The 14,179-nt window shown below is 34.3% G+C and carries 12 protein-coding genes; 6 read left to right on the forward strand and 6 right to left on the reverse strand.

Features of this window, described 5'->3' with window-relative positions; all coding sequences use genetic code 11:
* Nucleotides 1-169: 169 nt before the first annotated feature.
* Nucleotides 170-1,930 (forward strand): aromatic amino acid hydroxylase, encoded by a 1,761-nt coding sequence (locus BTR34_RS04945; RefSeq protein WP_068484441.1) that lies wholly within the window; start codon nucleotides 170-172, stop codon nucleotides 1,928-1,930.
* On the opposite strand, the gene BTR34_RS04950 is transcribed toward BTR34_RS04945, so the two are convergent.
* The 4 genes from BTR34_RS04950 to alaS form a co-directional block, all read right to left on the reverse strand.
* Nucleotides 1,920-2,534 (reverse strand): DUF4230 domain-containing protein, encoded by a 615-nt coding sequence (locus tag BTR34_RS04950; RefSeq protein ID WP_068484439.1) that lies wholly within the window; start codon nucleotides 2,532-2,534, stop codon nucleotides 1,920-1,922. The genes BTR34_RS04945 and BTR34_RS04950 overlap by 11 nt on opposite strands.
* Nucleotides 2,531-3,490, reverse strand: coding sequence for a GSCFA domain-containing protein (locus BTR34_RS04955; protein WP_068484437.1), 960 nt, complete (start codon nucleotides 3,488-3,490; stop codon nucleotides 2,531-2,533). The genes BTR34_RS04950 and BTR34_RS04955 overlap by 4 nt, the downstream gene beginning before the upstream one ends.
* Nucleotides 3,487-4,341 carry a tetratricopeptide repeat protein gene (locus BTR34_RS04960; RefSeq protein ID WP_068484435.1) on the reverse strand — a complete coding sequence of 285 codons (855 nt, stop codon included), beginning with the start codon at nucleotides 4,339-4,341 and terminating at the stop codon, nucleotides 3,487-3,489. The genes BTR34_RS04955 and BTR34_RS04960 overlap by 4 nt, the downstream gene beginning before the upstream one ends.
* A 141-nt stretch (nucleotides 4,342-4,482) precedes the next feature.
* The gene (gene alaS, locus BTR34_RS04965; RefSeq protein ID WP_068484433.1) at nucleotides 4,483-7,101 is read right to left on the reverse strand and encodes an alanine--tRNA ligase; all 2,619 of its coding nucleotides are present in this window, start codon (nucleotides 7,099-7,101) and stop codon (nucleotides 4,483-4,485) included.
* A gap of 104 nt (nucleotides 7,102-7,205) precedes the next feature.
* On the opposite strand from alaS, the gene BTR34_RS04970 reads away from it, so the two are divergent.
* From BTR34_RS04970 to BTR34_RS04990, 5 genes are read left to right on the forward strand one after another with little or no spacing between them, the layout of a single operon-like run.
* Entirely contained in the window at nucleotides 7,206-8,183 is a 978-nt protein-coding gene (locus BTR34_RS04970) for a M23 family metallopeptidase (RefSeq protein WP_068484431.1), read from the forward strand.
* Complete coding sequence (locus BTR34_RS04975; RefSeq protein ID WP_068484429.1) at nucleotides 8,183-8,512, forward strand: MerR family transcriptional regulator; 330 nt, start codon at nucleotides 8,183-8,185, stop codon at nucleotides 8,510-8,512. Before BTR34_RS04970 ends, BTR34_RS04975 begins: the two co-directional genes overlap by 1 nt.
* A gap of 10 nt (nucleotides 8,513-8,522) precedes the next feature.
* Nucleotides 8,523-9,122 (forward strand): LemA family protein, encoded by a 600-nt coding sequence (locus tag BTR34_RS04980; protein WP_068484427.1) that lies wholly within the window; start codon nucleotides 8,523-8,525, stop codon nucleotides 9,120-9,122.
* A gap of 6 nt (nucleotides 9,123-9,128) precedes the next feature.
* The gene (locus BTR34_RS04985; RefSeq protein ID WP_068484425.1) at nucleotides 9,129-9,566 is read left to right on the forward strand and encodes a TPM domain-containing protein; all 438 of its coding nucleotides are present in this window, start codon (nucleotides 9,129-9,131) and stop codon (nucleotides 9,564-9,566) included.
* Complete coding sequence (locus tag BTR34_RS04990; protein ID WP_068484423.1) at nucleotides 9,547-10,341, forward strand: TPM domain-containing protein; 795 nt, start codon at nucleotides 9,547-9,549, stop codon at nucleotides 10,339-10,341. Before BTR34_RS04985 ends, BTR34_RS04990 begins: the two co-directional genes overlap by 20 nt.
* A gap of 83 nt (nucleotides 10,342-10,424) precedes the next feature.
* On the opposite strand, the gene BTR34_RS04995 is transcribed toward BTR34_RS04990, so the two are convergent.
* Both BTR34_RS04995 and der read right to left on the reverse strand, forming a co-directional pair.
* Nucleotides 10,425-12,614, reverse strand: a complete 2,190-nt coding sequence (locus BTR34_RS04995; protein ID WP_068484421.1) for a hypothetical protein — start codon at nucleotides 12,612-12,614, stop codon at nucleotides 10,425-10,427.
* 196 nt (nucleotides 12,615-12,810) lie between these two features.
* Nucleotides 12,811-14,115: a ribosome biogenesis GTPase Der gene (gene der, locus BTR34_RS05000; protein ID WP_068484419.1), complete on the reverse strand. Its 1,305-nt coding sequence runs from the start codon at nucleotides 14,113-14,115 to the stop codon at nucleotides 12,811-12,813.
* Between the last annotated feature and the right edge of the window lie 64 nt (nucleotides 14,116-14,179).

A 14,179-nucleotide genomic window follows, 5' to 3' on the forward strand; every position in this document is an offset into this window, starting at 1 on the left:
ATTCCTATTTAAATACTACAAAATAGTATTTTTCCCCAATCTAAATAAATAACACACCTATTTAGTCTATATTTTTTATATTTAATAGAGATAAAGCACCTAAACTGAATGTTCCCTAGTGGTAATTTGAAGTGATGAATAAAAAGAGAATATTAAAATTCTAGACAAGATGAATAACAATACTGGTTATGAGAGTAATTCTATATTAGATAAGCTCCCCAAACATCTTTTACAGTATATTAAGCCTCAAAATTATGAGGATTACACACCAATTAACCAAGCAGTATGGCGTTATGTAATGCGTAAAAATGTGGATTATTTAAGTAAAGTTGCGCATAAATCTTACTTAGAAGGATTAAAAAAGACCGGAATTTCTATTGACAGCATTCCCAATATGTACGGTATGAACCGTATTCTTAAAGATTTGGGATGGGCTGCTGTAGCTGTTGATGGGTTTATTCCCCCTGCTGCATTTATGGAGTTCCAAGCTTATAATGTGCTTGTTATAGCTTCTGACATTAGACAATTAGAAAACATTGCATATACACCCGCACCAGACATCATTCATGAAGGTGCCGGCCATGCTCCAATTATTGCTAACCCAGAATATGCCGCCTACTTAAGACGTTTTGGAGAAATAGGATGCAAAGCAATTTCAAGTGCTAAGGATTTTGAACTTTATGAGGCCGTACGCCATTTATCTATTATTAAAGAAGCTAAAGGCACTGCTTTAGCCGAAATTGAAAAAGCGGAAAAGCATATAGAATTCCTTCAAGAAAATATGGGCGATCCAAGTGAAATGGCTCTTATTAGAAATCTTCACTGGTGGACTGTTGAGTACGGGCTTATTGGTACAGTAAATGACCCTAAAATATATGGGGCCGGATTATTATCTTCTATTGGAGAAAGCCAATGGTGCATGACAAGCGAGGTTAAAAAACTACCTTATTCTATTGAAGCCGCAAGAACTTCGTTTGATATTACCAAGCCACAACCACAACTTTTCGTTACTCCCGATTTTGCTTTTTTAAGTCAAGTCCTAGAAGATTTTGCCAATACTATGGCATTGAGAAAAGGTGGATTAAGCGGATTACAAAAATTGATAGATTCTAAAGAGTTAGGCTCTATTGAACTTAGTACCGGATTACAAGTTTCTGGTAATTTTGAATCCTTAATTGCACATGATGGTAAACCAATTTATTTTCAAACCAAAGGAAAATCTGCGCTAGCCTATAGAGAGAAAGAATTAGTAGGTCAAGATATTAATCAACATGAAACAGGTTTTGGCTCTCCTATAGGCCGACTTAAAGGCATTAATATCCCTATTGAAGAAATGAGCCCTAGAGACCTTAAGGCCTACAAAATATATGAAGGTGAAATGGTTTCTTTAGAGTTTACAGGAGGCATTAATGTTTCAGGAAAAATAATAACTGGCACTAGAAATCTGCAAGGGCGTATTATTTTAATCACTTTTGAAAACTGCAAAGTAACACACAAAGGCCAGGTGCTTTTTGAATCTAACGACGAGTTGTATAACATGGCCATTGGTGAAGAAATTGTTTCTGCATACCATGGTCCTGCAGATTTAAAAAGCTTTGATTTATTAGACCATACGCTAAGTACTGGAACCATAAATTCAGAAAATAATAGCTTAACCGAACTAGAATCGTATTATAAATTAATACGGGATTTTAGAGATGGAAAAAACACTATTATTTCCAGAACTAAAATCTTTCAAGAAATTATAGAAAAGTACCCAACAGACTGGTTATTACCCATTGAAATTTTTGAATTAGCTATAAAAAGTGGTGACAAGGAACTAGCTAATACTATTCAAAAACATCTTGAAACTATTAAACATGTACAACCCAACTTAGGCCTATTAATAGATGATGGATTAGAATTGGCGAGCGTTACAACTATGGCTTAATGAACTGTAATCCTTCCAAAGATTCTATAGTTTGTTCTTGATAAGTTAAACTCCAACCCATTGAGTTGGTAAGAATATAAAATTTTTGAAGTTCACTTATAAGCCTGTTTTCTGCATTACCACGTAATGCAGAAGCTTCTACTTTTTTCATTAAAGAAGCGCTGACTGTTTTCTTTATTTTGTTGTAATCAGCGGCATCAAACTGGTTAAGATAATCTGCTGTTACATCGTAGTATTCAAAATCAGGATTTAGCTTAATTTCGGCTTCTGGAATGCTTTTAATTTTTACCGTTTTAGTTGCCTCGTGAATTTCAAAATCAATTTTACTTAAATCATAAGCAACGGTTACATCAGCATTTACGACCACCAATGCTTTTTTCTCTGCTCGTAATAACGGGCCAAAAAGCTCTTTTGAATCTTTGTAATTATACACCTCAGCAAAATGACCTTCGGTAACTATTAATTTAGAAACGTTGGCTATTTCTTGCTGTATAAGCATAGAATTTTCTTCTAAAATAGATTTATCTTCTTTGCCATCATTACAAGAACGAATAATAAAAACAGCTGCCAATGTAATAAGTACCCCTGCAACAAATTTCCTCATGCTTCCTTTAAATTAAAATCCATAAACGGATATTTCTTCTTTATATACGCAATTTTACCCCTTAGCGATGTTAAGAATTTTTGATGGGCCTCTCCATCTGGATTAAAAGCGCTATGCTTTAAACTACGTTGTATCTCATCTACCTTCAACATGGTGTCATATATACTATCCTCCATCCACACCTCAACAAATTTCACCCAGATATAATCAATTGCTATTTCATTTGGATGAATCATGTCTTTCCCGTAAAAACGATAATCTCGCAACTCATCCATCATTATTTCATAGCTTGGAAAATAAGAGATTTTATCTTGAATCAACACTTTATGAATACCAGTAATTAAATGCGCTTTACTCAATTGATTTTCAACAAAACCATCTTTTAAATGTCGTACAGGTGACACAGTAAAAATAAATTGAGCAGTAGAATTCACTGAACGAACCATAGCTATTGTTCGTCTTAAACTTTCTGTAACCTTATGCACATCTAGCAATTCTTTGGTGAAATTCGATTGAGGAACTTTATGGCAATTTGCAACAACTTGCATACTATTTGTATTACGATACAACCAAGCCGTACCTAAGGTAATGATTACATGACTTGCCTTTTTCAATTGAGCACCAGTACTATTTACCGCTTCATTTAATGCCGCAAGTAGTTTTTCTTTGGAGGTATTACTTAAACAGGAATGTGCATCAAAACAATGCCATCTTTCATTCATATGAAAAATATCCTCCTCTCTATAAACATCTTGCTGCACAGCTTTTTGAATCAATTTTTCTATGGCTAACGGATGAAATATAATTCCAAAAGGATTCTGTGTATTTTGAAATTTAAAATGATTCAATTTTTCTCCAATATTCTTAGAAAAACATGAACCTAACAACACTAGTTGACTATTATAGTCAATAGTATTTGCTGTCTTTGATAAGGGTATTTGGGTTAATAATTTCATTTTGGCCTAACACTTTCATTCAACTTATGAAAAACTTGATATGGGTAAATTTCATAAATAGCATTATCCTCATTTATGGAATTATTTCCATTTTCAAAGCCCAGCTTCTCCCATTTTACACCTTCTTCAACATTACCCAACTTGGTAATGCTTCGTCCCTTAAAATAAAGAGCATCGGCAAAATTTTCATATACCATTAAAGCCATATCAAAAGATTTCACCGCTTCGTTATAATTACCAAGTTCAAAATCTGCAATACCCAAATAATACCAATCTAAATAATGACAAGCTTCCTGAGGTTCATCTTTAGGAAAGTCTTTAAACTGTTGTTCTTTACTAAGTAATAAGAATTCTTTGGCTTTAGAAAATTGATTTAATTGCAAGTAATCTAAACCTATATAAAAATTGTATGTATGATCCATTACGTAACCATCACCGTACTCTTTTTTGGCTCTCATGAATTCAGAAATAGATTTTAGATAATCTTTCGAAAAAATGCAATTCATAAAACCGCTGTAATCCAACCACCTTTTAGGGTCATGCTCTACAGCTTTTTCTAAAAATGGCTTACCCAACTGGTATTTTCTGGCTTTATATAAAGGCATAGCTTTTTGCTGCCAAAGCCATGCATTATCTGGCTGAATAATTAATGCAGAATCTAAATATTGTTGATGTTCCAAAGAATGTAAAGGAGCATTAAACGATTTTTGGACAAACCCTTTTATTGCCATAGAGTCGGTAGCTGTTAACACAGTTTTTTCTATGTTTTCGGCTACTTTAAGATTCTTATTTTCTTTGTTAGCCGTATTACACGAGGCAACACTCAATAAAATGATTAAATACTTTTTCATAATACTATCGTTTATATAGCATCTTCAATTTAATATATTAAAGAGGTTTTAACTATACTTTGAAGATAGTATTAAATACTATTTAAAAACGATTACTACGTAAAAAACCCGTAGTTACGTAGTAATCGTTTTTTGTAAATCTTATTTAGTTAGGTAAACCTTGGCTTTTTCTAAAGCTTCAGCAATCCCTGCCGGATTTTTACCACCAGCTGTTGCAAAGAATGGTTGGCCACCGCCACCTCCTTGTATATATTTACCCAATTCCCTTACAATTGCACCTGCATTTAATCCTTTTGCAGTTACCAATTCTTTTGACACATAGCAGGATAATAAAGCTTTCCCATCTTGTTCAGCTCCAAATAACAAAAACAAATTGTCTTTATTACTGCCTATATCAAAACATAGGTCTTTTATACCGCCTGCATCTAAATCTATATGCTTAGCAAGAAACTGCACTCCGTTTACTTCCTCTAATTCTTGCAATAAATCGCCTTTTAAATTTTTTGCTTTGTCCTTTAATAACTCCGCAACTTGCTTTTTAAGACTACTATTTTCTTCTTGTAAACCAACTAAACTTTTAACAGGGTCTTGCGAATTTCCTAAAGCATCTTTTATCTTAGTTAAAAGGGTATCATTATCAACGTGAAAATCTTTAACCGCGTCGCCTGTAATTGCTTCTATTCTTCGTATACCTGCTGCTACAGCGCCTTCTGACTTAATTTTAAACTGCCAGATATCTCCAGTATTTTTAACATGTGTACCACCACATAATTCTATTGATTGACCAAATTTAATGGTACGTACAGCGTCGCCATATTTTTCACCAAACAATGCCATTGCACCTTCTTCGATAGCATCTTTCATTGGTACATTTCTATTCTCTTGCAATTGTAATTGTCCATCAATACGCGCATTTACAAAGTTTTCAACTTCTCTTAACTCATCTGAAGTAAGTTTTGAAAAATGAGAAAAATCGAATCGTAAATATTTAGAGTGCACGGAAGAACCTTTTTGCTCCACATGCTTGCCCAGAATTTCTCGTAATGCTTGATGTAGTAAATGTGTCGCCGTATGGTTCGCCTCTGTTCTACTACGTTGTTTTTTATCTACAACGGCTTTAAAACTCTCACCTAAGTGCTTTGGTAAGTTTTTTGCAAAATGTATAATTTCGTTATTCTCTTTCTTGGTGTCTGTTATATAAACCACATCGCCATGAACATCTTCCAAATAGCCTTTATCCCCTACTTGACCACCACCTTCGGCATAAAACGGAGTAAGGTTAAATACCAATTGAAACTGAGTGCCATCTTTCTTTGAAACTACTTTACGATATTTTGTAATCTTTACCTCAACATCTAGCATATCATAACCAACAAATTCTTGTTCATTATCATCCTGTAGTATTTCCCAATCTTCTTTTGATATTTCTGATGCCGATTTGGAACGATTTTTTTGCTTTTGCATCGCTTTATCAAAACCAACTTCATCTAATTTATATCCCTTTTCACTTAAAATTAAAGCCGTAAGGTCTATAGGAAAACCGAATGTATCATATAACTCAAAAGCTTTACCTCCATCAACAGTTTCACCTTTTGTATTTGCTATAATACTATCAAGCAATACCAATCCTTGATCTAATGTTTTTAAGAAAGAATACTCCTCCTCCTTAATTACATTTTCTATTAATTGTTTTTGTTCCTTCAGTTCCGGGAACGCATCGCCTAAAGAACCAGTTAGTACTTTAACTAAACGAAACATAAAAGGCTCTTTTGTATTTAAAAACGTAAAACCGTAACGCACAGCCCTTCTAAGTATTCTTCTAATTACATATCCTGCACCCGTATTACTTGGTAGTTGCCCATCAGCAATTGAAAAAGATACGGCTCTTATATGATCACTAATAACACGTATGGCAATATCAACTTCTTCATTTTTGCCATAGTCGGAATTTGTAATCGTTTCAATTTCCCGAATTATTGGAGTAAAAATATCAGTATCGTAGTTAGACTGTACTCCTTGTAAAACCATACAAAGACGTTCAAATCCCATACCGGTATCTACGTGCTTTGCTGGTAAACTTTCTAAGGAACCATTGGCTTTTCGATTGTATTGCATGAATACTAAATTCCAGATTTCCACTACTTGTGGATGATCTTGATTTACAAGACTAGCGCCAGAAACTTTAGCTTTTTCTTCTTTTGAACGAATATCTACGTGAATCTCAGAACATGGTCCGCATGGACCTTGATCGCCCATTTCCCAAAAATTATCCTTTTTATTACCCTTTATAATTCTATCTACAGGCACAATTTTATTCCAAAGTTCAAAAGCTTCATGATCCATTTCTAATTGGTCAGCGTCATTACTACCTTCAAAAATAGAAACATAAAGACTATCCTTATCTATTTTAAGAACATCCGTTAGCAATTCCCAAGCCCAATTAATCGCATCTTCCTTAAAGTAATCTCCAAAACTCCAGTTTCCAAGCATTTCAAACATGGTATGGTGATAGGTATCTTTACCTACCTCCTCTAAATCATTATGCTTGCCACTAACACGTAAACACTTTTGTGTATCAACAACTCTGGCATTTTTAGACTGACTTATGCCTAAAAAGTACTCTTTAAACTGGTTCATACCAGCATTTGTAAAAAGTAAGGTTGGGTCATCTTTAATAACCATTGGAGCGGAAGGCACAATCTTATGACCTTTATCTTTGAAAAAATTCAGAAATTGTTTTCTTGTATCTTTGGAGTTCATCTAAAATGCTAAGCTTTTACAAATTTTAACGGTTTATATAAAACTATTTTTATATTTGTTTGTTCCCATAATATTAAAGCACAAAAATAGGATAAATAACATTCATGTCTAAGGTAAAATACTATTACGACCCAGACACGCTGTCGTACCGCAAAATAGAACCCGAAAAATCTAAACGTTATAGAAATATAACATTGTTTGTTTTGGGATCTTGCCTATTTGGACTTTTAGGGTTAATTCTTCTTTTGAACACCAATGTTGTCAATACGCCAAGAGAGCTTTCTCTTTCTCGTGAAGTAAAAAATTACGAGCTTCAATATGAATTGTTGAATAAAAAAATGGAACAGATTGAAGAAGTTTTAGGAAATATTGAAGAACGGGACAATAATATTTACCGCCTATATTTTGAAGCAAACCCAATACCCGATGAACAACGTAAGGCAGGTTTTGGGGGAATAAATCGCTACAAATCATTAGAAGGCTTTAACAATTCTGAAATGATCGTTTCAACCACAAAAAGGTTAGACATCATTAAAAAACAAATGACTATACAGTCTAAATCTTTAGATGAGATAACCAAGCTAGCCGAAGAAAAAGAAAAACTATTAATGTCTATACCTGCTATTCAACCCATTAACAACGAAGACCTTACACGTATGGCTTCTGGTTATGGATGGAGGTCCGACCCTTTTACAAAGGCTAGAAAAATGCATTATGGCATGGATTTTACTGCACCAAAAGGCACTCCAATTTATGCTTCAGGTGACGGTAAAGTTACACGCGCCGACAATAACTCATCCGGTTACGGCAAACATATTCGTATTGAACATGGCTATGGATATTTGAGCCTATATGGGCATTTAAGCGAATACAATGTAAAACCAGGCCAAAAAGTTAAGCGTGGAGATTTAATTGGCTTTGTAGGCAGTACCGGAAGGTCAGAAGCACCACACTTACATTATGAAGTTTGGAAAGAAAATGACAGAATTAACCCTATTAATTTCTACTATGGCAGTTTATCGCCTGAAGAATTTGAGAATATGTTGAAATTCGCTAATCAAGAAAACCAATCTTTAGATTAATGCAGATAGACCTTCCAGAAAAAAGATATTATGGCATCGGTGAAGTGGCCCGAGCATTTGGAGTCAACGCCTCATTGATTCGCTTTTGGGAAAAAGAATTCGACGTGCTCCAGCCTAAAAAAAATGCAAAAGGCAATAGAAAATTTACGCCGCAAGACATTAAAAATCTTCAATTAATTTATCATTTGGTAAAAGAAAGAGGCTTTACACTCGACGGAGCTAGAATTCACCTTAAAGAAGAAAAACAAAAAACACTTTCCAATTTTGATATTATTCAGAAACTGGAGCGAGTAAAAGCAGAATTGAATAAAATAAAAGACCAATTATAACACAACCATTATGAAAAAAGGACTAATTGCATTAATCGTCATTGCTGTAATAGCATTTGGCTTATACCAATGGGGCGTAGGCTTCAACAACACTGCCGTAGCACTAAAGGAAACTTCTACCAAAACTTGGGCCAACGTAGAAAGTGCCTACCAACGTAGAAATGACCTTATTGGGAACTTAGTAAAAACCGTACAAGGTGCTGCCGATTTTGAAAGAGGAACGTTAACCGATGTTATCGAAGCAAGAGCAAAAGCAACTTCGGTTAGTATAGACCCAGCTAATATTACTCCAGAACAATTAGCTCAGTTTAACCAAGCACAAAGCGGTCTTAGCAGCGCATTAAGTAGATTATTGGTAACTGTGGAACGCTATCCTGATTTAAAAGCGAATCAGAACTTTCTTGAACTACAATCGCAATTAGAAGGCACAGAGAATAGAATCAACGTTGCTAGAGACAGATTCAACGCAACGGTAGAACCTTATAACCTACACATTAAAAAATTCCCTAATTCCATTTTAGCAGGTATCTTTAATTTTAATGAATTGGCATATTATAAGGCTGATGCAGGCTCTGAGAATGCACCAGATGTGAACTTTGATTTCGATTAATTATTTATGTCAAAAGTAGAAGACTTTTTAACAGCATCGGAAGAGCAAGAGATAGTACAAGCTATTCTTGAAGCAGAAAAAAATACTTCTGGCGAAATTAGGGTGCATATTGAAGCTCACACGCGTAAAGAACATTACGAACGTGCAAAAGAGGTATTCCATTTATTAAAAATGGATAACACCAAACAAGAAAATGGTGTATTGATCTATGTAGCCGTAAACGACAAAAAATTTGTTATTTGTGGCGATAAAGGAATAGACCATGTTGTACCCAAAGACTTTTGGCAAACTACTAAAAATAGCATCCAAACACATTTTGAAAAAGGAGCGTTTAAAGACGGACTTGTAGCTGGAATAATAAAAGCTGGAGAAGAATTAAGAACTCATTTTCCTTGGCAATCTGATGACACCAACGAACTAAGCAATGAGATATCTAAAGGTTAGCCTTGTTATACTTTTTCTTTGGTGCAAGCCAGTATGGAGTCAGTTTGAAATTCCCGAAAAACCTGCGTTGCAAACCAGTGTATACGACTACATTGACTTACTTGGAGACCAACAAAAAAAGGCTTTAAGCCAAAAATTAGTACGCTATTCCGACAGTACTTCTACCCAAATAGTAATTACCATTATCGCTACAACAAAAGGAGAAGATATTAATTATTTGGGTGCAAACTGGGGACAAAAATGGGGTATTGGTCAAGAAGGAAAAGATAATGGCATTCTAATTATCCTAGCACAAGACGACCGCAAAATTGCTATTAGTACAGGTTATGGCGTTGAAGGCGCATTAACTGATGCACTTTCTAAAAGAATTATTGAAAACATTATTTTACCCGAGTTTAGAACAGGTAATTTTTACGGTGGCTTAGACAAAGGAGCAGATGTAATTTTCCAAGTACTAAATGGTGAGTTTCAAGAGGATCGTACTTTTGACTCTAATGAAGGTTTCCCTTTTTCATCAATGTTACCTTTTATAATTTTTATGGTTATCCTTTTTATTCTTTGGAGTCGCAAAAACAACGGCAATAATAATGGAAATGGTGGTAAACGCGGTGGTTTAAGTCCGTGGGACATGATAATCCTAAGCAATATGGGCCGCTCTAATGGCTCTGGCGGATTCGGTGGAAGTAGCGGAGGCGGAAGCTTCGGCGGTGGCGGATTTGGAGGAGGCTTTGGCGGCGGCGGATTCGGCGGCGGCGGTGCTTCTGGAGGATGGTAAGTTGGTTACTTCGGCTGCGCTCAGTACAAGTGTTGGTTGCTGGTTAAATCTCCAAAAAAATAATTAAACAATTCCTGTAAATTCTAATTATCGACCTTTAATTTTAAATTAATTTCCTTTTCCATTGAAATAAGAGTACCATCTTCACTGACCCCTTCTACAAAAACTTTTACACCCTCTTGATTTTTTATAGGCACTTTAATAATGGTAGATTCTTTTTTAGAAAATACAACACTTGATTCCCAATACAAAGCACCATACTTTTTAAACACTACAGACTCGCAATCTTCATAACCAGGATTAAAATATTCGTTAGGTTTTGCATATCCATTACGAATAAAATGTCTGATATATTTATTTCTGTTTTCTGGAGGAACATACGCATCATCTCTTAACATAATGGTTATAAAGATTTTTTTACCCGAGTCATGCAAAATATTCTGAACTCTACTTAGTGGCATATTCAATGCTATGTCCTCTCCTCTTCCAAACCCATCAACAAATAATAATACTACAATTGGTGAACCAAACATATCTACCGATTTAGACTTAACGACCATTTTACCAGTGCTCATATCATTCCCAATTAAAAATCCTAATTTTCGAAGATAGCTTGAAACACTTGGATATCTTTTCACCTCATAATCACCAATTTTTACACCTTCAAATTCAGCTGAATTTATTTTCAGTCCATTATCTTTCCATTTATGAGCTTTAACAGCGGCTTCATCTAAGGCAATAAAACTATCTTTCCGCTTAAAACTTAAAGCATCATCTTCACTATATGCATTTAAAAAATTGACAGTTTGTTTTGATTTATCCAGATATTTTAAAATATCAATTTTATTTTCTTTCCACGTAGAATCAATATTTATTTCTAAATTGGACTTACGCAAAACACCATTGTTTCCTATTAACGTTACCGCTAACGAATCATCCTCATACAAAGCCATATGCGTTTCAAATGTCTTATCACTTCGCAATTGCTCATAATTAATGGCTTTCGATACGTCGGTAATCAACAGCACTTGATTTTCTTCAGTTAAATCGGCATCTAGTATTCTACCTTTAACCGATATACCTTTTTCTGATTCAAATTGAATGGTATCATTATTTATTAAACTTTCCTCCCAGTTATACTTGCCCCAACCTTCAATCATTAATTTTATATCGAGGTCATAATTCTGAAATCCATTAAAATCAGAAAACTCATATTTGTAAGTTAACTGACCGTTTACATAAGGTTTAACCAAAAAAGAACTGGTTAAAAAATTTTGAGGATTATATGCTTTGGTTCCTAATGGTAAAACAGAAACACTCATATTATATTCTAAAGCTTGCGGCCCTACAGTAGAAAAAGTCAATCCCAATGAATCTCGTGAAGTATTTAACCGATGCCTTACATTTATTTTAGCAACCCTATTACTCTTATCTGAATGATTGAAAAACATTCTATATGCTATTGGTTTTTGTAGTTCATCAAATAAGATAGCTTTATTAACACCATAGGGAATAGACTCCCTATTTATAGACACTGCTAGTTGATTCTTTTTTACAATCCAATCGCGTATAAAAACAGTATCTTCTTGAACAATTGCTAAAGAATAGTTTTCATTACTATTCTCAAAGAGCGTTTCATGTGACAATAACAGTTTGGCCAAAAACTGTTTTTTACCTGAGTTATCAATACTAAGTCCTATTTTACCAAAAGACTCATCAAAGGGAACGGTAAATAGGTTTCCCTTAGAATCCTGAATTTCAAAAAAATAAGACTGCTTTTCATTTATAAAAAATCCAACTTTACCGAAACCTTCATTGCTAATACTAATACTTGAAACCAAAACCTCTCCATTATCATTTAATAATTTAATAATCGGTTTATGATCACCAAAATTATTTTTTAAGTGAATTCCTATATAATTAAATGCTCCGCTTATTAAAGTTCCGCTTTCTGGGTAAACGTTCAATTCAGTTTTGGTCGTAACTTTAAGTTCATTGTCAGTTGCATTGCCAAGAATTTCGATTTGCTGTTGAAAAGGCTCTAACTTTTCAAAATTTCTTAAATAATTGGTCCAAGCAATTATATGATATGACCCTTTTTCAAAGGCATTGTCAATTTCAAAATCACCATAAGCGATTCCGTTATTGACCCTTAATAATTTTCGATACATTTCCTTTCCAAAATCATCATAAATACCGACATGAAGATTTTCGGTAATATCGGAAGGTAGTAGTGTTTTTTTGATTTTGAATATAGGCCGTAAACCACACATGCTCACCCGAAGCAAATGAAGTCTTATTTAAATGGAGGTGTATATTTTCTAGGAGCTGATTAGAGCCATCAACAATAGTTAGGTGCTCTTTTTCTTCTTGAGAGAAGCCCCAAAATGTAAAAACAAATAATAAATATATAATTGTATTTTTCTGCATCAAATTTTGAATTCAACTACAGAAAAATACAAAAAAAAATTACTTCTTTCTCATAAATACCGTAATTGGTACTCCCGAAAAATCGTATTCTTCACGTATTTTATTCTCTAAATAACGCTTGTACGGCTCGCGTACATACTGTGGCAAGTTACAGAAGAATGCAAACTGTGGGTACGGAGTTGGTAACTGCGTACAGAATTTAATCTTAACAAATTTACCCTTGTAAGCAGGTGGCGGATAATTTTCTATTATCGGCAACATAGTTTCATTAAACTTACGAGTAATAATTTTCTTGTTTCTATTATTATAAACCTCAACAGCAGTTTCTATTGCTTTAAAAATACGTTGCTTAGTTAATACTGAAATAAACAAAATTGGCACATCTGTAAATGGTTCAATTGCTTTTTTAATTTTCTGCGTATAGTGCTTTATGGTATTAGTTTCTTTATCCTCTACCAAATCCCACTTATTCACAAGAATAACAATACCCTTATGATTACGCTGGGCTAGCCAAAAAATGTTTTCAACTTGACCATCGAATCCTCTTGTTGCATCTAATAGTAAGATACAAACATCGCAATGCTCAATAGCTCTTACAGAACGCATAACGGAGTAAAATTCTAAATCTTCCTTTACTTTCGACTTACGACGTATACCAGCTGTATCTACCAGATTAAATTCAAATCCGAATCTATTATACTTCGTATCAATACTATCTCTAGTTGTTCCCGCAATGTCAGTAACAATATATCTTTCCTCTCCAATAAGTGCATTTATAAAAGAAGATTTTCCTGCATTTGGTCTACCAACAACAGCAAATCTTGGTAATTCGCTTTTTTCCTCAACAACATCTGGCAACTCTTTTACAAGAGCATCTAATAAATCTCCTGTACCTCCTCCATTAATACTTGAAAGTGTATAATATTCTCCTAAACCTAACGAATAAAATTCAACAGCATCTTCTGCACGCTTAGCATTATCAACCTTATTAATTGCCAGGAAGACAGGTTTTTTTACTTTACGTAGTAATTTAGCAACATCCTCGTCCATACCGGTTACACCGGTTTCAACATCTACCATAAAAATTATAGCATCGGCTTCTGCAATAGCTAGTTCTACCTGTTTATCTATTTCCTTTTCGAAAACATCATCACTACCTACAACATACCCGCCTGTATCTATAATAGAGAATTCTTTACCGTTCCAATCACTTTTTCCGTAATGGCGATCACGTGTAACTCCACTTACAGCATCAACAATAGCTTCACGTCTCTGAATCAATCGGTTAAAAAAAGTAGATTTACCTACATTGGGTCTCCCCACAATGGCAACAATAGCACTCATAGCTTAAATTTGGCGCAAAGGTAGTATAATCCAAACAATAGTTGCCTGATTACCTTAGGTATAT

Source organism: Maribacter hydrothermalis (genome assembly GCF_001913155.1).
Lineage (GTDB): Bacteria > Bacteroidota > Bacteroidia > Flavobacteriales > Flavobacteriaceae > Maribacter > Maribacter hydrothermalis.